General features: G+C 37.0%; 14 protein-coding genes. All 14 read left to right on the forward strand.

Annotated features, from left to right (window positions below; genetic code table 11):
* Positions 1-167 precede the first annotated feature (167 nt).
* The 14 genes from HMPREF1536_RS15325 (at position 168) to HMPREF1536_RS15390 (ending at position 22,754) form a co-directional block, all read left to right on the forward strand.
* Positions 168-767, forward strand: a complete 600-nt coding sequence (locus HMPREF1536_RS15325) for an HU family DNA-binding protein (protein WP_028726126.1) — start codon at positions 168-170, stop codon at positions 765-767.
* Positions 768-998: 231 nt separating this feature from the next.
* Positions 999-2,654: a tetratricopeptide repeat protein gene (locus tag HMPREF1536_RS15330; protein WP_028726127.1), complete on the forward strand. Its 1,656-nt coding sequence runs from the start codon at positions 999-1,001 to the stop codon at positions 2,652-2,654.
* Between the two features lie 164 nt (positions 2,655-2,818).
* Positions 2,819-3,232 (forward strand): DUF3244 domain-containing protein, encoded by a 414-nt coding sequence (locus HMPREF1536_RS15335; protein ID WP_028726128.1) that lies wholly within the window; start codon positions 2,819-2,821, stop codon positions 3,230-3,232.
* A 23-nt stretch (positions 3,233-3,255) separates the two neighbouring features.
* The gene (locus HMPREF1536_RS15340) at positions 3,256-4,410 is read left to right on the forward strand and encodes a tail fiber domain-containing protein (RefSeq protein WP_028726129.1); all 1,155 of its coding nucleotides are present in this window, start codon (positions 3,256-3,258) and stop codon (positions 4,408-4,410) included.
* Positions 4,411-4,417: 7 nt separating this feature from the next.
* Positions 4,418-4,879 (forward strand): hypothetical protein, encoded by a 462-nt coding sequence (locus HMPREF1536_RS15345; protein WP_081693234.1) that lies wholly within the window; start codon positions 4,418-4,420, stop codon positions 4,877-4,879.
* Between the two features lie 25 nt (positions 4,880-4,904).
* Entirely contained in the window at positions 4,905-10,919 is a 6,015-nt protein-coding gene (locus HMPREF1536_RS15350) for an FG-GAP-like repeat-containing protein (RefSeq protein ID WP_081693235.1), read from the forward strand.
* A 1-nt stretch (position 10,920) separates the two neighbouring features.
* Complete coding sequence (locus HMPREF1536_RS15355) at positions 10,921-11,658, forward strand: hypothetical protein (protein ID WP_028726130.1); 738 nt, start codon at positions 10,921-10,923, stop codon at positions 11,656-11,658.
* A gap of 23 nt (positions 11,659-11,681) precedes the next feature.
* Positions 11,682-12,440 carry a hypothetical protein gene (locus HMPREF1536_RS15360; RefSeq protein ID WP_028726131.1) on the forward strand — a complete coding sequence of 253 codons (759 nt, stop codon included), beginning with the start codon at positions 11,682-11,684 and terminating at the stop codon, positions 12,438-12,440.
* Between the two features lie 135 nt (positions 12,441-12,575).
* Positions 12,576-13,280, forward strand: coding sequence for a porin family protein (locus HMPREF1536_RS15365; RefSeq protein WP_052349757.1), 705 nt, complete (start codon positions 12,576-12,578; stop codon positions 13,278-13,280).
* Between the two features lie 82 nt (positions 13,281-13,362).
* Positions 13,363-13,905: an RNA polymerase sigma-70 factor gene (locus tag HMPREF1536_RS15370; protein ID WP_028726133.1), complete on the forward strand. Its 543-nt coding sequence runs from the start codon at positions 13,363-13,365 to the stop codon at positions 13,903-13,905.
* A gap of 77 nt (positions 13,906-13,982) precedes the next feature.
* On the forward strand, positions 13,983-14,966 hold the full coding sequence (locus HMPREF1536_RS15375) for a FecR family protein (RefSeq protein WP_028726134.1): 984 nt from the start codon (positions 13,983-13,985) through the stop codon (positions 14,964-14,966).
* Positions 14,967-15,177: 211 nt separating this feature from the next.
* Positions 15,178-18,564, forward strand: a complete 3,387-nt coding sequence (locus HMPREF1536_RS15380; protein ID WP_225607921.1) for a TonB-dependent receptor — start codon at positions 15,178-15,180, stop codon at positions 18,562-18,564.
* 17 nt (positions 18,565-18,581) lie between these two features.
* Positions 18,582-20,063 (forward strand): RagB/SusD family nutrient uptake outer membrane protein, encoded by a 1,482-nt coding sequence (locus tag HMPREF1536_RS15385; RefSeq protein WP_010802308.1) that lies wholly within the window; start codon positions 18,582-18,584, stop codon positions 20,061-20,063.
* 255 nt (positions 20,064-20,318) lie between these two features.
* On the forward strand, positions 20,319-22,754 hold the full coding sequence (locus tag HMPREF1536_RS15390; RefSeq protein ID WP_225607920.1) for a family 43 glycosylhydrolase: 2,436 nt from the start codon (positions 20,319-20,321) through the stop codon (positions 22,752-22,754).

A 22,754-nucleotide genomic window follows, 5' to 3' on the forward strand; every position in this document is an offset into this window, starting at 1 on the left:
ATTCAATGGCTTATAATTATCGGCCGTATGGTTGATGGATGTGAGCCGTATGACCGATAATTATGAGCCATACGGCGGACGGTTATCAACCGTTGATTAGTCGCGGTAGTAATTCAAATTAGTATGGCATGTAAGTAGCAATAGTACGTAACCTAATAAATAATATCATGGCTATAAAATTTAAAGTTTATTCAACACCGAAACCGAATGGCCGGAAAGGAAGTAAATTATCCCATGCGCGTGCAATCAGCCAGGGCACATATAATCTGGAGAAAGTATGCAGGCTGATAAGCGAACGCTCGGCTGTCTCATCGGCGGAAGTGAAAAGCGTTCTGGATTCGTTTGCCTGGGTGATCGAGTTGGCTCTGGAAGATGGCTGTCATGTCGAGTTGGATGATTTGGGATATTTCTCTCCATCATTGAGAACTGTTCCGAATAAGAAAAAAACCGATAATAATACGGTATATGTAGACGGGATCAACTATCGCTGTTCCACTTCTTTGCGTGAAAAGTTGCGGCAAATCGATTTGGTACATGTAAAAGACAAAAAGAAACCGGATAGTTGGGAAGAACGTAAAAAGAAACTGTTGAGTCATATTGCTATCTGGGACAGTATCAGTCCTCGCAGCTATGCAGAAGCTATCGGTTGCTCCCGATACCGGGCTGAGGCCGATCTGAAAAAATTTGTAGAGGAAGGTGTGTTAGTCAGAGTAGGATATCGGAATAAAGTGATGTATTTGCTGGCGAACGATGAAAAGAATGGATAAATTACTGTATTTGCCATTATTATGTGGGGAAAATGTGTTTTATTATCACATTTCAATTTCTTAGGTTGATTGGACTTATAAGTTTTTAGGATTGACAAATATGATTGAAAGATAAAATCTTATTGAAAAATAATGGCTGTATATATTGTTTGAGTAATTTTGTTTGTGTAATTTTACGATTAGAGAGAATGCCGGAAAAACAAAAGGACAACGCAAATAATATATACAGTTATGAAAATATATATACTACCTATCTTATTCATTCAGATCCTATTGTGTCTTTCCTGCGGATCTGGAAAAAATGAAATGATATTCTCGGAATCAGAATCACTTTTAGAAACAGATCCTGATAGTGTTTTGTATATATTGGGCTCTATTCTTTACCCTGAGGAATTGAACGCAGAAGAATATAATCGATATATCCTATTAAAAATTCAGGCTGAATATAAATTGTATCAGGATATCACATCTGATTCGACTATTCTTTCCGTACGGGATTATTATTTGGAAAAGAACGATAATCCTAATATCGCTTTGGCATTATATTATTGTGGTTGTTATTACAAGGAGTGTGGAAACGGCGAAAATGCAATGAGATGTTTTCTGGAAGCTGATGGGTATGCGGAAAAAGGCGGTAATATAAATTTGAGGGGACTGATTCGGAACGCTATTGGAGTTCTTTTATTAAATCAGTTTGATAGTGAGGGAGCAATATTAAGTTTTCGAAAGTCTGCTTCTTTTTATAAACAGGTTGGAAATTTGAAAAGTGAACTTATTACTTATATTCAAATAGGTGATTGCTTTCAGTATTTGGAACAACCGGATAGTGCTCTTTTTTATTATATGGAATGTTTGCATTTAGTTGATAGAGAAAAATTATGCCAGGAGAAATCTATCGTTCGACAAAACTTAGGTGTATTATATGCTCAGAAAGGAGAATTAACAAAAGCTATTCGATTTTTGAAAGAAGCATTGGAATACACATCCAATCAAGATAATCAAATAAAAATATATGTGTCTTTGTTAGATTTGTATACTGCAAGTCATCAAGGAGATTCGGCAAATGTCTATATGAGCTATTTGTTGCAAAGGAAAGATAGCATAAAGGATGTATATGTAAAGGCTAATTTATTTCAGCTTCTTTCAGAGAGAGAGGAACTCCTTAAAAATTATCCGGAGGCTTTGACATATTATAAAATGTATGCTGAGAATCTTTTGCAGATAATTGATGTTAATCAGGATAAAAGATTGTTGGAACTTCAGAAAAAATACGATTATGAAAAGATTCGATTACATAATATTCGTTTAAAACTGGAAAGAGCAAATATCTTTATCGGTTTAATATTAGGAATATTGTTTTTTATTGTTTTGATATTCTTATTATTCAGAAGATATAAAAAACATAAAAATGAGATATTAGAATTAGAAGAAAAAATAACGAGTTTGAATATTTTATCCCAAAAATATGATGAAAAGGAACAAACATTTACTTCCTACTTAGTTAAACATTTTAATGTTTTAAAGAAAATGTCAAGTTTAAAGATTTATATGAATAAAGATGTATCTCATAAAGATGAATTTTGGATAAAAAAAATAAATGAGATAATCTATGGTCAGGATGCTTTGAACTGGGATGTCTTATATGATGTAATGAATAAATTGCATAATGATTTTTTTATCAGGTTAAAAGAATTATATCCTCAATTGAAAGAAATAGAATATCGTATTCTTTGTTTGACCTATTCTGGTTTTTCAACAGTGGAAATATCAATTGTATTAAATTTGAGTGTAAATACAATAAATATGAAACGTTCTGCTATACGAAAAAGTTTAGGTATCGTAGCTTTTACTAATTTACGAGATTTCTTAAATGAAAAATTGAATTGATAAACCTTTTCTATTAGTTGAAAAGTTATATTGTATATTTATTATATATTTGATTATCAGTTGGTTGTTTTTGATTGTGTTCTGTGAAAAGTTATATGCGTGTAGTGTGATAGCGAATAGTAACTAAATTTGTTTTCAGATTAACATAATTAAAGAATAAATGTATGAATCTGACTAAAACACTATTCGGAACATTAATAGTAGTAGGCTCTTTTTTTATGCCTTGTGTTCCAACTAATGTATTTGCTTCTGGCAATAAAGAGTTATGTACAGTGACGAGTTCTTCAAAAGTATATTTGAAAGGACGTTTGTCTACTCCGACAACGCGAAGTAGTTCTAAATTAATTGAAGTTTTTCAGGAAAATAATGCTTTAATGGTTTATTATTTAGATGTATTAGGAGAAATAGAAATTACAATTACTAATGACCAAAATATGATTATTTATTCAGAAGTAATATCTGTATTCAAAAGTTCTAAATCATTAATTGAACTGAGTGAATCATTAAATGGCAGTTATACTGTTAAATTGAAAGATTCCAAGGGGGGAGAATTAACAGGAATATTTACTGTAGAATGAAAAAATAAATAAACTCTATTGATATGAAAAAGAAGATTTACCTATTAACCGTTTTAATTACTTGTTTGTGTTTTACTTCAAATGCTCAGTTGAGATTACTACAAAATGGTCGTGTCCAAGTGGGGACGCTTAGAACAGATCCGACAGAAGACCCTCTGAATGTAACAACCATGCAGGTATTTGGCCCTTATGGTGATATGCGTTCCGGTTCAAAATTAACGTTCGGTGATTTTGGACAATACCCAAATCAAGGATGGAATGTCTTTATTGGGGAATATGGGTCGGATGATACGGATCAACTTTGGTTACATGGGAAAAGGGGTATCTATTTAACTACAAGTGGTCAAGCAAATAATATTGTAGCATATTATGCTCCGGCATCGAATAGTAATTTTGTTTTCAATACGAATCTTCGGGTAAATGGTGTGAATATAACTTCCGATGCTCGGTTGAAAGAGAATGTTCAGACACTTCAAAATCCATTAAATATTGTAAGTCAGCTAAATGGAGTTAGCTATAATTATAAACTTTCTGAAATTAATAAATATCGCGAACAGGATGCATCAAAGTTTACCGAAGCTCAGAATATGCAGAATAGTGCAAGTGTTTCTTCTAATGCAGCCTTGACAGGTAAAGAGAATGATGACAAACTTTATCAAAATGCTGTTGATAGAAAAGAAGCGGAAGATGCCAGTCGCAAGAGAATCGGTTTCCTGGCACAAGATATAGAGAAGGTTTTACCGGAACTGGTACAGACAGATGAAAATGGAATCAAATCGATTGATTATATAGGTTTTATACCTCTGATCGTAGAAAGTCTCAAAGAAATGCAACAGACTATTCAGGCACAGCAGAACGAAATAGATATTTTGCAGAGCCTTTTGCCAGAGGAAAGTAAGTCGCTATTGCGTTCAACTTCTACAGATAATATCGTTATAGAAGGTGCAAAATTATATAACAGAGCTGGTTCCTCAGTTTCTTATACATTACCTTCTACTTTTGCCAATGCATATTTGCAGGTGTTTGATATTGCAGGAAGGATGTTGAAGAAAATAACCTTGACAACCGCAAATGATATAGTGGAAATAAATCCGACCGAGATCGGTTTGGGTACGTTTATCTATGTGTTGTATGTGGATGGACAGAAAGCGGATACACTGAAGAAATTTGTAAACTGATTTTTCTATGAAAAGAGAAAATATGTTTATGGCATACGTAAAGATATGTATGCTACCTTTCTTATTGTTTGGATTTGTGGATTTCATATCTTCAAAAGATTTCAAAAACGGGGAAGAACTAAGTGATAGTTCAAATCAGATTGTATCTGATAGTCTAAGAAAAGAACAACACTCAGATAGCATATCTGTCTTTGTTACAGGTTCATGTGTCAATACTTTTGAAAACCGGACAGTCTCTTCGATGGTTTCTGTTCAGGGATGTAATACTCTTGTTGTACAGAATGTGACAATTACTAATAATGGTAATTTGACACTGGTTGCTCCGGAAAATATTACATTAAATGGTCCTTTTGTGGGAGAATTAGGAAGTATATTGAATATAAAAATAGGGCAATCTCAACTGATGTTCGAATTTATCTATGATGATTCCGGTAATCGAATCATGCGACAAGTTAGTATTGTTGAATGAAATCTTAATTATATCGACATAAATTATGAATAAATACATATTCCATATATTATTATTAATCGTTCCTTTATTGGGACTGGCACAGAATACTTCGAATATATCCGGTTCATTTGATATTGGTCCTGTTGGAAATGCTACATATAATATTCCGGTTGATTTACCTCCTGGTATATCAGGGTTAAAACCTGATATATCAATAGTTTATAATAGTTTTTCGGGAGATGGTATCATGGGAAAAGGTTTCTCGTTATCAGCTATATCTTCTATTGCCCGTGCCAATACAACTGTTTTTCATAATGGTAGTATTAGCGATATAAAGTTCAATAATAATGATAATTATATGCTTGACGGCAATCGTTTGATGTATAATGTAACAATGGGGCAATATCGTACAGAAATGAATCCTTATTCGCAGATTAAATGTATCTCACCGAATACTTCTTCTGCACATTTTGAGGTAAGGACAAAAGAAGGTTTAATTATGGAATATGGTAATACTTCAGATTCCAAATTATATGCTCAGTCTCCTCATGAAGGTCAGGTTGCATTTTGGATGCTTAATAAAGTAAAGGATCGTATAGGTAATTATTATACATATATATATGAAAAGAATGATAGCAATGGAGAAATCCGTTTAAAACAAATAGATTATACAGGAAATGAAGGCTCTGCACCTTATTGTTCTGTGAAATTTGTTTATTCAAATCGTAATAATGCTGTTAATTTGAACTATATTGTAGGTAGTGAATTTAAAGAAAGTAAGTTATTGAGTGAGATAGGTGTTTACTATGGGATCTCTTTGTATCGAAAATATGCAATGACTTATAATTTTGACGCAAATGATTTTACTTATCTTTTATCTAAAATTACAGTTACCGGATTAGATAATGAAACTCTTAAACCAATAGTGTTCAATTGGTATAAAAATACGGATTTTAAACATGAACAAGTTATATATGACCAATCGTCAAGTGCTACAAATTATATAAATAAAGCTTATATTTCTCTGGGTGATTACAATGGAGATGGTAGAACAGACCTTTTGGCTACACCTATGGATGATGCCGGATGGACTGGCTGGCGATTGTTTTTGGCTGATACAGATGGTAATAAACTAACCTATTCCGGATCAGGGACTCTTCCGGAAAGGTTTAAGGAACCGGTTCCTGGCGATTATAATGGAGATGGCATTACTGATTTTCTGGCATGCAGAGAGACTGTTGCTAATAGTCTTGATGGAGTTGACTCAGTTTCGGTATCAGATACCTTGGGGGATCAGCTAGATAAAGCATCTGTTACTTATTATAATTATTTTGTTTATTATGGTACGGGTAGTGGATTTACAGCCGGACCGTGCATAACTACTGAATCTCGTCCGCATGGTGTGAGAGTCGCAGATTTTAATGGGGATGGAGCAATGGACTTATTTGTGTATTATAAAAATAAGAGTGGTTCTCAGGATTACAAAATATGCATGTCCGGTTATTCTTCTGGTACTTTAACTGCATTTAATACAATTAAAACAGGCCCTATCCTTTCAGAAATGAATTGGGATCAAGTGGAAGTATGGGATTTTAATGGTGATGGATTGGCTGAAGTTATTAATTTTCATGATGGCGGTTATGATTATATGGAGAATAACGGAGCTGGTTCGTTACATAGAAGCAGAACCGGAACTTTTCCGAATAAGAATCATAAAATGAGCTTCGGAGATTTTAATGGTGACAGAAAAATAGATATATTATTGACAGGTTGGAATAATATGGAATGGGGTGAGTGGCAGACTTTATTATCAACAGGTGTCGGGTTTAAGAGTTACTCTTTTCCAAAAAAGTTCAATACTTTTTCTAAAGATATTTATGTCTGTGACTTGAATGGTGATGGGAATGATGATTTTTTTGCCGTTGATAAATCTTCGGATAATATGAGTTCCCTCAGATGTTTTACTGGATATGATAATGGGCGTAACTTTAAAGAATATACAAGTGTAAATACATATGGATCTGATAAATGGAACTTTTTCCCTTTAGATACAAGAGGTGACGGTAAGTTAGGCTTTTTGGTAACATCTGCATCTAATTCCTGGAAAGGGTATCAATTGTATATGTCAAATGCCGGATTTTCAAATTTACTGAAATCGGCTACAGACTCTCATGGGAATGTGACAACTGTTTCTTATAAAAAAATGGCGGATCCTTCCATATATACAAAAACTTCTCCGACAGGAGGAGCTGCAGCCGTTTCCGGATATGATTGCCTGTCTTTTACTGCTCCATTCAAATTGGTATCAAATGTAAGTATTAGTAATGGCATTGGAGGGACAAATAGTATTGCATATAACTATGAGAATGCGAAGGTTTTTAAACGGGGACGCGGTTTTTTGGGCTTTACCAGAACTATAATGAATGACCTGAGTACTTCTGTTAAGACAACAATTACGCAGGATTTTTCAGAGACCTATTATCAGGCAGCAGTAAAGAGCATAGAAAAGGTATACACTTCGCAGAATCGAAAATTGATGCAAACGGATTATATCAATGCTTTAACGAAGCCATCGGATGTATATGGTACATTTGTTTATCAACCTACATCTGTAACAGAACAAACTTATGAGCCGGTGGCAAATAAAGTCATTCAATCTGTTACAACGAATTATTCTTATGATAACTATGGAAATCTGTTGGCGCAAACTGCGACTTATGGTAATGGAGATGTACAAAAAGTAACAAATACATACGACAACAACACAACGGATTGGATTATAGGGTTATTGACCCGAAGTGTGAGTACGAGTACAGTGAACGGTAGTTCGCAGACTAATACGGTAGAGTATGCTTATAACAATACAACAGGTTTGTTGCAAACACAAACAGTAGAACCGAATCAATCTTCCTATAAATCTATAACAACTTATACTTATGATGGATATGGAAATGTTGCAACAAAGACAAAAAAAGTTGGTAGCACTTCACGAGTGGAATCTTATACGTATGAGAAAGGACGTTTTATTAAAACTCATACAGATGTTTTGGGACAAGTGGAGTCTTTTGTTTATGATCCGGTTTCTGGTTTGTTGTCTTCTCAAACGGATATAGCTGGTGACGAGTCGACTTTTACTTATGATGGTTTTGGTAAAATAAAGACGCAATCTTTGAGTTCTGCATCGGCAAATAAGGTTTCAACAAATTGGACATGGACGAATGGTAACCCTTCGAAATCTGTCGTACTTCGTACAGAAACAACAGGAGACGGTCAAATTATCAAAACCTGGTATGATGTTCTAGGACGTGAGATCCAGTCCAGTCATAAGAATTTTCAAAATAAAGAAGTTTATACTACAACAGAGTATGATGCATTGGGACGTGCGATAAAAGTTTCCGAACCTTATTTCTCAGGGAGCTCTTCGTCTGCAATCCAATATCATACCAGTCAATATGATAATTATGGCAGAATAAGTAAGTTAGTGACACCTTTGGGTACAATAGCCTATAGTTATTCTGGTAATCAAACAACGATTAATGATGGAACTAAAGGTTATACCACTGTCCGGGAAACTGATACTGCCGGGAAGTTAAAATCGGTAACAGATCCGGGCGGTAAGATAACTTATACCTATGGACCATCGGGGGATCCGGTTAAAGTTGTCTGTGGTTCAACCTCTTCTACTATGAAGTATGATCTATTAGGACGTCGAACTGAACTAAAAGATCCGAATGCCGGTACAATTACTTATGAATATGACGGTTGGGGTAATCTGAAAAAGCAAACAGATGCCAGAGGTGAAGCGGAAGAATATGTATATGATGGTAGCGGGCGTCTTCAAACGTATAAAAGAGGAGCAGGGGAATCTTTTTCCTATACTTATGATTCTAAATATAAAGGGCTGGTGAGTTCTATTGCTTATGGTGGTGTGAAAACAACCTGTACTTATGGAACTTATGGTCGGTTAGACTCGAAGACGGAAACTGTCGATAACAAATCTTTCCGATTTTCGTATAGTTACAATAATAAAGGACAATTGGAAACGATAACTTATCCAAACTCAAAGTCAATTAAATATGAGTATACAAATGGTGATCTTTATAAAATTATTTGGCAACCGAGTACAACGATAGTCTGGCAGAAAAGTGACGCAAATGCAAAAGGACAGATTTTGTCGGTAAATTCAGGCAATAGTATACAGAATAATTTTACTTATAATACTATCGGAATACCAACTTCTATTCAAGCAGTAAAAGGGACATCGACTTTATTCAATGTCGCTTATCGTGATATTGATTCCCGTGGAAATATTCAAAACAGACATGATTTCTATAAGTCGCAGGGGGAGTATTTTGCCTATGACGGAATGAATCGACTTACGTCTGGAGTTGAGTATAGTGAAAATGGAAACATTACATTCAAATCGGATGCCGGAACGTATCAGTACGCTGCAAATCATCCACATGCAGTCAACAAAGTGTCTCCCGGAAATAATATGGGGTTGGATAATACTAATTTGTCAGTAACATATAACAGCGTACGTTTACCTGTTAGAATTACAGAAAACAATAAGATCTATACAATATCTTATAATGGAGGAAACAGTCGTATAAAAAGTCAATATGTAGAAAATAACTCGACTGTATTTACAAAATACTATTGCGGTCCTTATGAAGAAATCCAAAAAGGTTCTATAACCCGTAAAAATTATTATATTTACGCCGGCGGAGAAATAGCGGCTGTTTATACGGAAGGTGCATCCGATGCTGGCATGTATTATTTCCATAATGACCATTTAGGTTCTCCCTGGTTGATAACGAATGCTTCGGGTAGTGAAGTGCAACGTCTGAACTTTAATGCCTGGGGACGTAGACGGGATGCTTCGAACTGGAATAATTATACGAATCTGCCGGAGATGAAATTTGATCGTGGCTTTACGGGGCATGAACATTTGGAGATGTTTGGTTTGATTAATATGAATGCGCGTTTGTATGATCCGGTGTTAGGTCGTTTCTTAAGTCCCGATCCAATAGTCCAGGTTCCTGATTTTACACAGTCTTATAATGGATATTCATATGCGTTGAATAATCCGTTATCGTATAAAGATCCTAATGGTGAAAGCTTTATCCTCGTTGCTGCAATTATTGGTGGATGGATCGGCATGGGTAGTGCAATGGTTTCCAGCGATAAGAGTGGTTGGGGATTGGCAGGGGATATGTTTAAAGGCTTGTTTGTAGGAGCCGCTTCTGGAGCTGCGGGTGCATGGGCTGGTGGTGCTGTTGCGGGTTCAATAACATCTCTAGGTTTTGTTCAGGGTAGTTTATCAGGTATGGCAGGTGGTTTCAGTAGTGGCTTTGTTGGATGCGCTGGTAATGCGTGGCTTGCCGGAGCTGGTTTTGGACAAGGGTTAAAGGCCGGTTTTGTAGGAGGCGGAATAAGTGGTGCTATTAGTGGAATAATAGGAGGGCTTCAAGGTATGTATCGGCATGGTAAAGAGTTAGAGACATTTCGAAAGGGTTGTGCAGAATTGAATATAAATGAAAAGGAAAAACTTCCAGTGAGTGATAAATTTTTAAAAGAAGCACAAGAAACTTGGTTTAAGGATGCTCCAATGGAAAATGTGAAAAAATTTACAGTAGAAAATGTTCCTGATGATATTCAGCAAAGTATGGCGATAAACGAAGCGGGGGCACGAACAATGCCATTAAAAGGTAAAATATCTGGGAAATTTACTGGAATGTCTAATGTGTATTTTAATAAAGATATTGCTTTTATAAGTGCAAAGAATTTGTATTATACGATGGGGCATGAATTTGTTCATGTATCTCAATATGCAGCATTAGCTGGACAGTTAGCACAAACATTTGAGAATGATTTGTTTAATAAATTAGTAGAATATCATGCTTATAGTTATGAAGGAACTTTAGGTGGAAAGTCGTTTAATGGTTTTAAGGCTGATATACCAGCGATGATGACTCAATATCCAGTTGAATTTAAAAGTATGAATTGGAGTAATTTTAACTTTACTACAACAGCAAAATATAAATATCCATTTTAGTATGACAAAAAAAACGTATATATTATTATTTTTATTCAGTGTTCAAAGTCTACTTTCACAAGAAGTGAAAGTAGATTTATCCTTGTCATGGTCTAAGAGTAAATTAAGTATTTCTGCAGAGTATGATACAATATCACATCCCTATTTGTTTGTAAAGTATTCGAATCTTACACAAGATTCAATTTATATACCAAGGACTATTTATGGATGTAACGAATTACCGCTAATTTTATCTTGGGAGTTCCCATCCAATAATATAGATTATTATAAAAATGGATTGAATGCTATAATACAAAAAATCGCAGGAAGTTGTAGTGCTGGGAAATATGATGTTCAAGTGGATCAATTTAGGTATACATTAGATATAAATGAATATACAGAAGCTGAAGAGGTAGAGTCAAATTCCTTTTACAATATGCGTGTGGAAATGATTCAGAGATATATAGCTTATAAAAATGGATTTAACTATATCTCAAAAAATAATATGTCCACAAGTGATGAAGTGAATGATTCTGAAAGATATGTGTTTTTAAATCCTGGAGAAACTTTGATAGATTGCTTTAATTTGGTAGCATTTATGATATTACATGGTGAATATGTCTTTTACTATAATAAAATTCCTTGCAATGCTACAATAATGGAGGTTGATCAGAAGTTCTATTGTTTCCCTGGTATGAAAAATGGATATAGGTTATATTGTGGAAATGTTGTTCCTGATACTTTAAGTGTTATATTTTAATAACTAAAATATTGATCTTAATCATGATAAAACAGCTTGCATTTATATTAACGCTTTTTCTGACTACTGAGTCTTATGGACAGCAACTTTCTGTTGAACTATCTATAGAATGGATGAAAAGTATAAGTTTTTCATATCGAAATAAAGGAATAGATAGTATTCCTTATTTAAAAATTACATATAATAATTTGTCCGATAAATATATTTATTTCCCTAAAGTATATCAAAATACAGTCTCATTGCCTTCTTTTTCACAATCGATAAGAAATACTTGTTATAAAGCAGATACTTTTTGTAAAGAAAATTCATCTGTAGTGAAATGGAATGTCTTTATAGGAGGTATGTATCCCAATAATCATGTATGGGAGGTTTTGCCCGATAGTGTAGATTATTTTAGTGAACGAGAAAATGAAGTTATGAATGATGCATTGTATTCTGTTTATGCCTCATTGTTTGATACTTTAATATATGAAAAACTTGAGAGTGATACTCTTGATGATGATGTGATAAGTCAGGATTTATTAAGTACATTAAAAGATGATCTTGTCTTTTTGCAACCAAAAGGAAAATATTCTGATTATTATTCTTTGGTTGGTTTTGAAATATTAAAAGGAGATTATACTTTTTTGTTACCTACTGATAAGATGTTGGATTTTATAGAAATAGATTCCTCTTTGGATAATGAAGAATCAAAAAGGATCAATTTACCTAATCAAATAGATAAATATTTTTTGTATAAAGGTCTTTTTTCTTCAAATAAAATATCAATTTTGTTTCGATGATGTTTATGTCTTTCGAATAAAGGGATATTTTGAATACTAAATAGATCAAATTGAGGGTGAACCAGTTCTATAGGACAATATAACTTTATTAATTTAGTTTCTATAATCAAGGTCTATAATAGAAGAAGTATAAATATGAATGAATTGTTTGGACGGAATATGAAGTTTGTTTTAAGAGTATGTATTGTTTTTATTATCTTGAGTGCTAAAGCTTATGCTCAATCTCCTGTTTCTTTTCAAGTAAAGGCGGGAGCAGGTATTGCGAGCATGTGGGGTAAGAATACAGAAGAAAATGCTAAATTCGCTTATAAGGTGGGTGTTGGTATGGAATATGGTTTTAATAAGACTTGGGCGTTACAATCATTTCTGAATTTTGCTTCAAAGGGAGCTAATGAAGATGGAAAAGATTTGGGAAAGGCTACGGTGAATATGCTTTACCTAGAATTGCCTGTTATGTTGTCGGCCCGCTTACATCTTACGGAAACATCTAATCTGGTTATTTCAGGAGGTCCTTATATGTCTTATGGAGTAGGAGGCAAAACGTCGGTCGATGTATGGTTGCCGATTCCGAGTAGTACAGGTCTTCAGAAAGTTCATCAAAAATATAAACTCAATACTTTTGGCAGTATAACCGATGGGAATATGGGGTGCAAACGCTTTGACGCCGGGGTCGGATTGGGAATTGCCTATGAGTACCGGAGAATTGTGGTGGGCTTGGAAGGACAATTGGGGCTGGTTAAGATACATGACGGATTTTCCGATCTAATAGATATGAAAGAGCTTGAAGATAATGCTCTTAAAAATTTATCTGCGTTCGTAACGATTGGATATAAGTTTTAAAGAAATACAGTATTGCATATCCAGTGTTTTTGTTTAATTTTGTTTACAATAAAGCGGTTGTTGTGAGATATTGAACAGATAAATGGATTTCGAGAATTTTTATATAACATGGTACTCGCGTGTTAAGCACTTTGCACGCGACTATGTCCTTTCTGAAGAAGAGGCGGAGAACATTACACAAGATGTTTTTCTTGATTTCTATCAAAAGAGAGATTCGCTTGATTTCCATATAAATGTAATAGCCTATTTGTTCACGTCTGTAAAAAACAGGTGCATTGATTATCTGCGGCGCAAACTACTAGAGCAGGAAGCTGCTGCTAAAATGCAGGAAGAGTTTGATTTGTCTTTCCGTATGAAATTTGATTCGTTGGAAGCTTTTAATCTGGAGGGACTCTCAGAAGATAATATAAAAAACATAATTGAAAAAGCTCTTGAGTCATTACCCGAAAGGTGCCGGGAGATTTTTGTGATGAGTAAAATAGAGGGAAAGAAGCAAAAGGAAATAGCGGAAGAACTGGGTGTTTCTGTAAAAACCATTGAATGTCAAATGACTATTGCTTATAAAAAGCTAAGAGAAGAATTAAAAAACTACTTACCCTTACTCTTATTCCTTTTATCTTCTTGAGAAAATTGAAAAAAAGTCCGATTGTTTTTAGGGGGATTATTTTTTCTGTTCGTTTACTATATAAAGAACAGTGAATAATGGATGAAAGAATCATAAAATATTGTCAGGGAGTATTACCGAAGCAGGAACAGGACCAGCTTTTAAAAGAAGCTTATAATAAACCTGAACTGAAATCTCAAATAATAGGTTATCAGCACTTGCATAGTCTGTTGGAATTGGTTCCGGAAAAAATAGATGCGCAGCAGGGCTCTGAAAGCTATGCTGGCTTTAGAAGACTGGTAAATTCCCGGAAAAGAAGAGTTTGGCTGATCTCGTTTAGCCGGTATGCAGCAATACTAGTGATCGCCTTTGTGTCTGCCTGGATGTTGGCGTCTTATTATTTTGCAGGAAATCTTTCAAGACAACAGGAACTGATCGCATTTCAGCAGGAGCTAGTGGTGCCGCCCGGACAACGTGCGGAACTGACGTTGCCTGACGGAACGAAAGTGTGGCTGAATGCCGGTTCGAAATTATCTTATCCTTCTTTTTTTGAAAAGGAGCGGAAGGTTTTTTTATCGGGGGAAGGATTTTTTGATGTGGCTAAAAACGAAAAAGTACCTTTTATTGTTTCTACCGGAACGATCGATGTAAAGGCTTTGGGTACTCAGTTCAATGTGTTCTGTTACCCGGGGAGTGACTATACCGGTGTTTATCTTCAGCAAGGGTCTGTGAAGGCTTATTTCCCGTCTTTAGAGTCGGAAGGAGTTGTACTTTCTCCGGAACAGTATCTGGTTCAGAAAGGGAAACGGCTGGAACTGTCGACGAAGGATCCGGATGAGTTGTTGTGGCGCCAAGGTATTTATACATTTAAAAGGCAAAAGTTAGGAAGCATTATAAAGAAACTCGAATTATATTATGATGTAAAAATAATTGTGAAAGACCCGGAAATATTAAATTATGAATATGTCGGAAAATTCCGTCAAAGGGATGGCGTGCTGGAAATACTCCGGTTGATCCAGCGGATACATAAATTTAATATTAAAAAAGATGATGAGTTGAATCAGATCGTTCTGAGTAAGTAAAAAAAAGTATTAACCTTTAAATGTAATATGTATGAGTCCATGACAAATTAAAAAAATCGGCAGATATTGGCGTATCTACCGATTTAGCGAAAAGCAAACCCATTTGTGATCAAAAAAAATAGTATTTACTTAACAAAACAAAGATATGAAAATAAATCCTTTGTTAACGCATAAGTTATGCCCTAAATTAATCAAAAAAGCATTCAGGATTATGAAGATGACCTTTTTATGTATGTTTATTTTCGTTTCACAGTTATTTGCTTTCAACGGTGAGGCACAAAATAAAGTTGTAAACCTTCAGTCTGAAAACTTATCAATAGAAGAATTATTTAAAGAAATCGAGCAGCAGACTGATTATCTGATTATTTATAGTACGAGTGAAATCAAATCAAACTTTGATATTTCGTTGAATAGGAAAAAAGCGAAAGTTGATGAATTATTGAATGAAGCCTTACATGGGAGGAATTTGAAATATGAACTCTCTGATAACTACATCATCTTGTCGCCTTTAACAAAATCTGAAAAAGATCAACAGACTGGTCGCGTTATTTCCGGAGTAGTGAAAGATCGGAAAGGCGAACCGGTAATAGGTGCCAATGTCATGGAGAAGGGAACGACGAATGGTATCATCACGGATGCAGAAGGTCGGTTTACTCTGAGAGTCTCTTCGAATGCAGTATTGGCCATATCTTTTGTTGGATATCGGGCAATTGAAGTAAAGGTTGGCAACCAACAATCTCTGTCGGTTACTCTTGATGAGGATATGGAGGTATTGGACGAAGTGGTAGTTGTTGGTTACGGTTCACAATTGAAAAAGACGGTAACGGGCGCAATTTCTTCTGTTAAAGCCAAAGAATTGGAAGCTCCGAATGCCGTAAGTGCAGATAATTTGTTACAAGGGAAAGTAGCAGGTTTGAGTATCACACAAAATTCCGCACAACCGGGGTCAGGCATGTCTGTTAATATTCGAGGTGCACTTTCTCCGAATGGTTCTAACAGCCCGTTGTATGTGATCGACGGAGTGATTATCAGTTCCGAATCAAACAAAGCGTCAAAGGTCGGGCCGTCCGGCTTGTTAGGTACGGCTTTGAGAGATGGTTCGGACCGTAGTCCTTTGGCAACATTGAACCCTAACGATATTGCTTCGATCGATGTTTTGAAGGATGCGAGTGCTACGGCCATTTATGGTTCGTCGGCTGCAAACGGCGTGATTTTAATTACGACGAAGAAAGGGCAGAGCGGACGTCCGAAAGTGACATACAGCGGTTCATTCTCTGTACAAGGCGTAAATAAGTATTTCGACATGCTGAATGCTCAGGATTTCATGAACGTGGCAAATTTAGGCATGAAAGAGCAATGGCTGTATATCAATAAGTATTATCCGTATGGTCCGACACCAGCTCCTGCTTCCGGTTGGGCTGTGTTGTATGATGAGAATCAGTTGAAGCAGACCGAGTCGTATGATCATTTTGACGAAATAAGCCGTACCGGCCTGATCCATAATCACAACGTTTCTTTCAATGCTGGTAGCGAGCGGTTTAAAGTCTACGCCTCCTTCAATTACTACGATCATAAGTCGGTTATGAAAACGAACGATCTGGAACGTTTCAGCGGACGTATCAATGTGGAGGCTGATTTCAGCAAATATTTGAAATTGAATGTGGCAAGTATGTATTCGCTCTTGAGCGCGAACAACCCGTCTTCGGGGCATTGGAGAGCTAATGCCAATGAGGCGAACCAAACGAATGCAGCCTTATATTTTTCTCCGCGCCTTCCGTTGGAGGATGAAAACGGCAACCTGACATTGCCTGAAAATGCGATGACGGCGAATCCGTTGGCCTGGAGCTATATGAGAGACAAGACAACGACCAAACGTTTGATGTTTGCTCCGAATCTGGAAATCAGAATTTTACCGGAATTAAAAGCGAATATGCAGATTTCTGTCGATAAGACAGACGAAAATCGTGATGTATTCTCACCGACTAAATCGATTTTACCTCAACAGACACAGCGTAACTTCGGTGGTTATTCTAACGCATACAATAATAATTATGGTATCGAAGAATATTTGAGCTACGACAAACAGTTCGGACGGGATCACCGTTTGAATGTTGTGCTCGGTACGGGATATTATGTGACATCCGGCAACAATTATTCTGTTACCGTCTTTAATTTCCCGTCAGATGCACTTGAAAACAATTATCTGGAATTGTCGTCTGATGTAGATGAAACGACTTACAACTCGGGGAGATGGGAACGGAACAAATTGTCTTATTTCGGACGTTTCAATTATACGTTCAAAGATCGGTACACGATTGGTGGTACATTACGTAACGATGGTTCTTCCGTATTTGCTGCCAATCACAAATGGGGATGGTTCCCGGGTGTTTCTGCAGCATGGACTGTTTCGGAAGAGAATTTTATGAAACAGCAGAAGGTGGTAGATTTCCTGAAAGTGAGAGCCGGTATCGGTACTTCCGGTAATGAAAGTATTTTGACGGGTGGAAACTATAGCCTGACGACTTATGGCATGGCGACCGGTGCATTCTATTATTACAATGGGCTTTTACATAAGGGAATCGTTCAGAAGCAGAAAGGAAACAAAGACTTGAAATGGGAAACGGATGTGACGGTTAATGCCGGGTTGGATTTCGGATTGTTCAATGATCGTTTGAGCGGTAGTTTCGATTATTATGTACGTACGGCGAAGGATTTGCTTGATTTTACATCTTTGCCTGCGACTGATATGGTGGCTACTTTGGCAAAGAACATCGGCTCGACACGAAGTACCGGATTTGAAATCGGCCTGAAAGGGGTGATTATGGAGAAGAAAAACTTCGACTGGACGGCTTATCTGAACATGAGTCACAACCATTCATACTGGGTGGAACGGAATCCGGAAGTAGACATTGCCCCTTGGATTAAGGAGAAGGATGATTTGAGTCCGATTTACGGTTGGAAGACAAACGGTATTTTCCAGTCGCCAGAGGAGGTACAACAATATACTTCCAATGGTAAGGTTCTTCAACCGGATTCTTATGCCGGAAACAAGAAATTTGTCGATATCAACGGTGACGGTGTACTAAATGATGACGATATCGTGAAGCTGGGTAACAATGAGCCTAAGATGCATTTCGGCTTGGGTACGAGTTTCCGGATCAAAAATGTGATGGTCGATCTCGATACCTATGGGGTGTTGGGACGAAAAACGTATGACCAGTGGATACATCGTGGTTTGTGCGACAGCAAGATCAATACGAGTTATCGGTATAAGGAAGTCTGGACTTCGTTTAATACATCGGGTTGGTGGCCAGGTATTGCACCTAATGCGGCAGCAAACAGCAATAAGTCGGGAACCGATGATTTTTCTTTGCAGAACACGCATTATTGGCGCTTTAAGAATATCAAAGTGACTTATTTGTTGCCGAAAGATTGGATGAAAAAGAGCAAGATTGCTTCGAATGCTTCGGTTTATCTGGATTTGCAGAATACATTGTTGTTGACGAATTACGAGGGACTGGATCCGGAAATGGAGCAAAACGCGTCTCCGCTCCCCATTCCGTTTACAGTCGTTTTAGGTGTCGATATTACTTTTTAATTTAATTTGAATGAATCATGAAAACGAAAATAATAGCTTTTTTATTGGCTTTGTGCATGACCGCATGGTTTAATTCGTGCGATTTGGATTCTAAGGTTTACTCTTCGTTTTCGGAAACGAACTTTCCGAAAACGGAAGAGGATGCGCGCTCTATGTTGACTGGGTTGTATGCCTATTTTAAATGTAATTCGGGTGCGGTGAATGATAATAGCAACGGTGCCTGGGTTTGGCCGCTCTTCACGACCGGTTATGGCGGATGGATCGGGCTATCAGAGATGACGACCGATGAAATCTTTAATATCGAACATCAGGAAATCCACTTCAATTGGGGTAGCGCGTTCGATACCTATTCGACTTATGCGGTAAGTCGTAATATTACGCGTGCAACTTATATACTGGATGTTTTCAGCAAACTGACGGATATGGATAAGGACGTGAAGAATGAACTGATGGCCGAGACGAAATGTTTGAGAGCCTGGATGATGTTTTGCTTTTACGATATGTATGGACCGATACCGGTTGTTACCGATCCGGCCAAAATCGACAATATCGTATATGAACCGCGTCCTTCGAAAGAAGAATACTTCAACCAGATGGTCAAGGACCTGACGGAAGCACTCCCGTATCTGTATGACAAGACCAATAATACAGAAAACTGGGGACGGGTGAACAAAGGGGTTGCTGCCATGCTGCTGATGAAGTTATATATGAACGATCACCAGTACGATAAGGCACTCCCGTATGCCGAAAGCCTGACACAGATGGGATATACGCTGTCCGACGATTACAGCAAAGTGTTCAGCGAAGAGCACAATAATGAAAACATATGGTCGGTTCCGAGTGGGCAGCAGATGGGGAACGAATGGTTTTTTTATATGATTCCTCCTTCTTGTGCCGAGGTTTGCGGGATAAAGGTTGCGCCTTACTGGGGGGTGACGTTGATGCCGTGGGAGTTTTACGATACGTATGCGAAAGAAGACAAGCGTTTGGCTGGTATTGCTGACCGCTATATCGGTACGGACGGAACTTTGTATTCGCGTGAAGGCAATCAGGGAGAGCGTTTGCCGTATGGTGCAGTTATCGTCAAGTATCTGTTGCCGAAGGAACAGACGCAAGCCGGTAATATACCGTTGGTGGTTTGCCGTTATGCAGATGTCATTTTATCATTGGCAGAGATTGAAAATGAGTTGAACGGACCGACCGATAAGGCTTTGGGATATTTGAAGCAGATTACCGACCGTTCGGGCGTCACGCATACGATTCCGGCAGATATTCGGACAAGCAAGGATAAGTTTAAGGAGTTCCTGTTGGCTGAACGTGGACGTGAACTTTATTTTGAAGGTTGGAGACGTCAGGATATGATCCGTTTTGGCAAATATATTGAATATGGCTTGAGTAAGGGATATCCGGCCAAGGATTATATGACTTTGTTCCCGATTCCGCCGAAGGTCATTATCGAATCAGGAGGTATTGTTAAAAACAATCCCGGATATGAATAAATGTTTGTTGAGGAAAGAAGAATAGATCGTTTGCGATGAAGTGAACATTTATTTTTAGGCAGAAGAACAGAAGATACATCAGAGGCATTTGTTTGTTATTATAATTCTTTTGTTCTTCTGCTATTTTGTTTAAAACTTATTTAGAGGTACTCCTCCATTATTTAAATACAAAGTTTAATCATCATGATAAAAAAAGCAGGGAATTCCTTTTTTTTATTATTTTTTCTTTTGGGTTTCTCCATACAACTTTGGGGAATGGAAAATATCGGGATAAAAAATGATATTATTTCTGTTATTCGGTTCGGAATCAAAAATGACGGTTCGGTTATTGGTGCAGAACTTAATCGGTTGGTAAAGGATAGTTATGGAAAAACGTTATATTTTCCCGCAGGAACTTATAATTTGTCGGAACCGATCGTATTACCGTTCGATTATACGAAAAATGTTAATATCGTATTTGATAAAAATGCGTTAATCAAAAGTGATTTTAGATTAGATGCTTTGCTGAAAGTCGGTTATTCTGAAATGTCGACACCGGATGTCACTCATCGACGTTTTTCTTATATAGAAGGAGGCATGTTCGATTGTTCTAATGTTGACAACGGTATCATGGTGAATGGCTTAAAACAATTAGTGTCTTTAAAGTATATCAGTTTGTTTAAAGGACGTAAAACCCATATCAGAATTTGTGTCTCAGATGATTTTAAAGGAACTGGAAGTAGCGATACTAAAATTGACAATATCACCATACAAGGAATTTCTTCCAACGAAGAAGTCTATGGTATCTATATTGATCATTCTTGTTGTGACTGTAAAATTTCCAATACGTTTATATATGGTACAAAATATGGTCTCGTTACAAAATCGGCTGGACATATATTGAATAATGTACATATTCTTTCTATGCATACAGGAGGAGGTTTGGATCTTGGTACTGATAATTATCGTCGGACGGAAGGTATACGTGTGGAAAGTGATGGCTTTTTTGTTTTTAATGAGATTTATTATGATACAATCGACAAATCGATAGTCATTGAAGCAGATAAGAATCCTACTTTGATTCTGGATAAAAATATATTTTATTCTTATTTGAAAAATTTCGGAACATCCTTTCTTTATAAAGATTCGTCTTCCATGACACCATTTCAGGTAAAAGTTTCTAATAGTATTATTGAAGTGGCAAATAAAGGGTATAAAATATTCGATATAAACCCCTCTCTTATAAGTGAGGATATTGAAGGCAATTTTTCATTTGTAAATTGTGCGTTAAGAAATTCCCGGTTATTGAACACATTGGATGTTTCTTTGGCACAACGGGTGAGAGGAAGAAGACATGATGTTGTGTTGCCGGAAAATCAATCTGTTATTGCTGGCGAATGGATGCCTGTAGGTGCAATTTTGGCATCCGGGGAGCATAGTTTATTGAGACTCGATCTTTCGAAAGATTGCGCTGTCGAGTTGGATCTTTTTTTCAGGAAAGGAGAAGATCCTCTAATTAAAAGCTATTGTAGGGAAGATTCGGAAACTGTATTTTTCGAAATTGGATATGTGGTTAAGGATTCTTATTGTATATTATTGGTGAAATCAGAAGGAAGTCAAATATCTCCTGTTGTCAGTGACCTGTTAGGGACAGGCTTGTTTATGCCTACTCCTTCTAAGGAAACCCGCTATTCTTTGTCAGATTATGAGATAAAAGAAGAGTCCGAAATTATACCTTTACTCTCTTGCATCAAAAAAGAAAGAACCTATACGAATCCTTTGAGAACGACAGACAGCACTTACGTGTATGTGGCTGATCCATTTGTTTATAAGGCAGGGAATTTATATTATCTGACCGGTACGAGCACTTTGTCGGAAGGAGAAGGTTTTGTTTGTTACACCTCTTCCGATCTGATCACGTGGGAATATAAAGGACTTTTGTATCGCAAGCCGGAGAATCATATCGGTAGTTTTGGTTTTTGGGCGCCTGAGGTGGAATACTACAAAGGAAAGTTTTATATGACGTATAGTTGTTATGTGAAAGAATATGACCGTATGCTAACCTGTCTGGCTGTCAGCGAAAACCCAGGCGGACCTTTTGTTGACCTCCATACTCCCTGGTTCGATTTGGGATATTCGGCCATCGATGCAGACATATTTGTGGATGATGACGGAACCCCTTATGTCTATTTCAGCAAAAACGGCATGCAGGATACTTTAGCTACGGGTGAACTTTACGGTGCAAAACTGAAAGATGATCTTTCCGGTTTTGTTGGCGAGCCCGTTTTTATTTCCGGTGCTTCTCAGCCCTGGGAGAAAGTAAACTGGGGCAGGAACAGGTGTAACGAAGGCGCTTATGTATTTAAGAGAAACGGGACTTATTATATGACTTATTCCGCAAATGATACGGGATATGAGTCGTACGGAGTAGGAGTCTCTTATGCAGACAATCCGTTGGGACCCTGGACGAAAAGTGGAGATAACCCGCTACTGGCTACCGACATATCAAATGGTATTTCAGCACCGGGGCACAACTCAGTAGTGGAAGCTCCGGATGGAGACCTTTATATCATTTACCATCGCCATGCCGATGCGTCTTGTCAAAAGCCGAACTGGGATCGGGTTGTATGTATGGACCGATTATTTTTTGATGAAGAAGGTAAATTGCATACAGACGGCCCTTCGGCTATGCCCCGGCAAGTTTACTGGTGA

Source organism: Parabacteroides gordonii MS-1 = DSM 23371 (genome assembly GCF_000969825.1).
Lineage (GTDB): Bacteria > Bacteroidota > Bacteroidia > Bacteroidales > Tannerellaceae > Parabacteroides > Parabacteroides gordonii.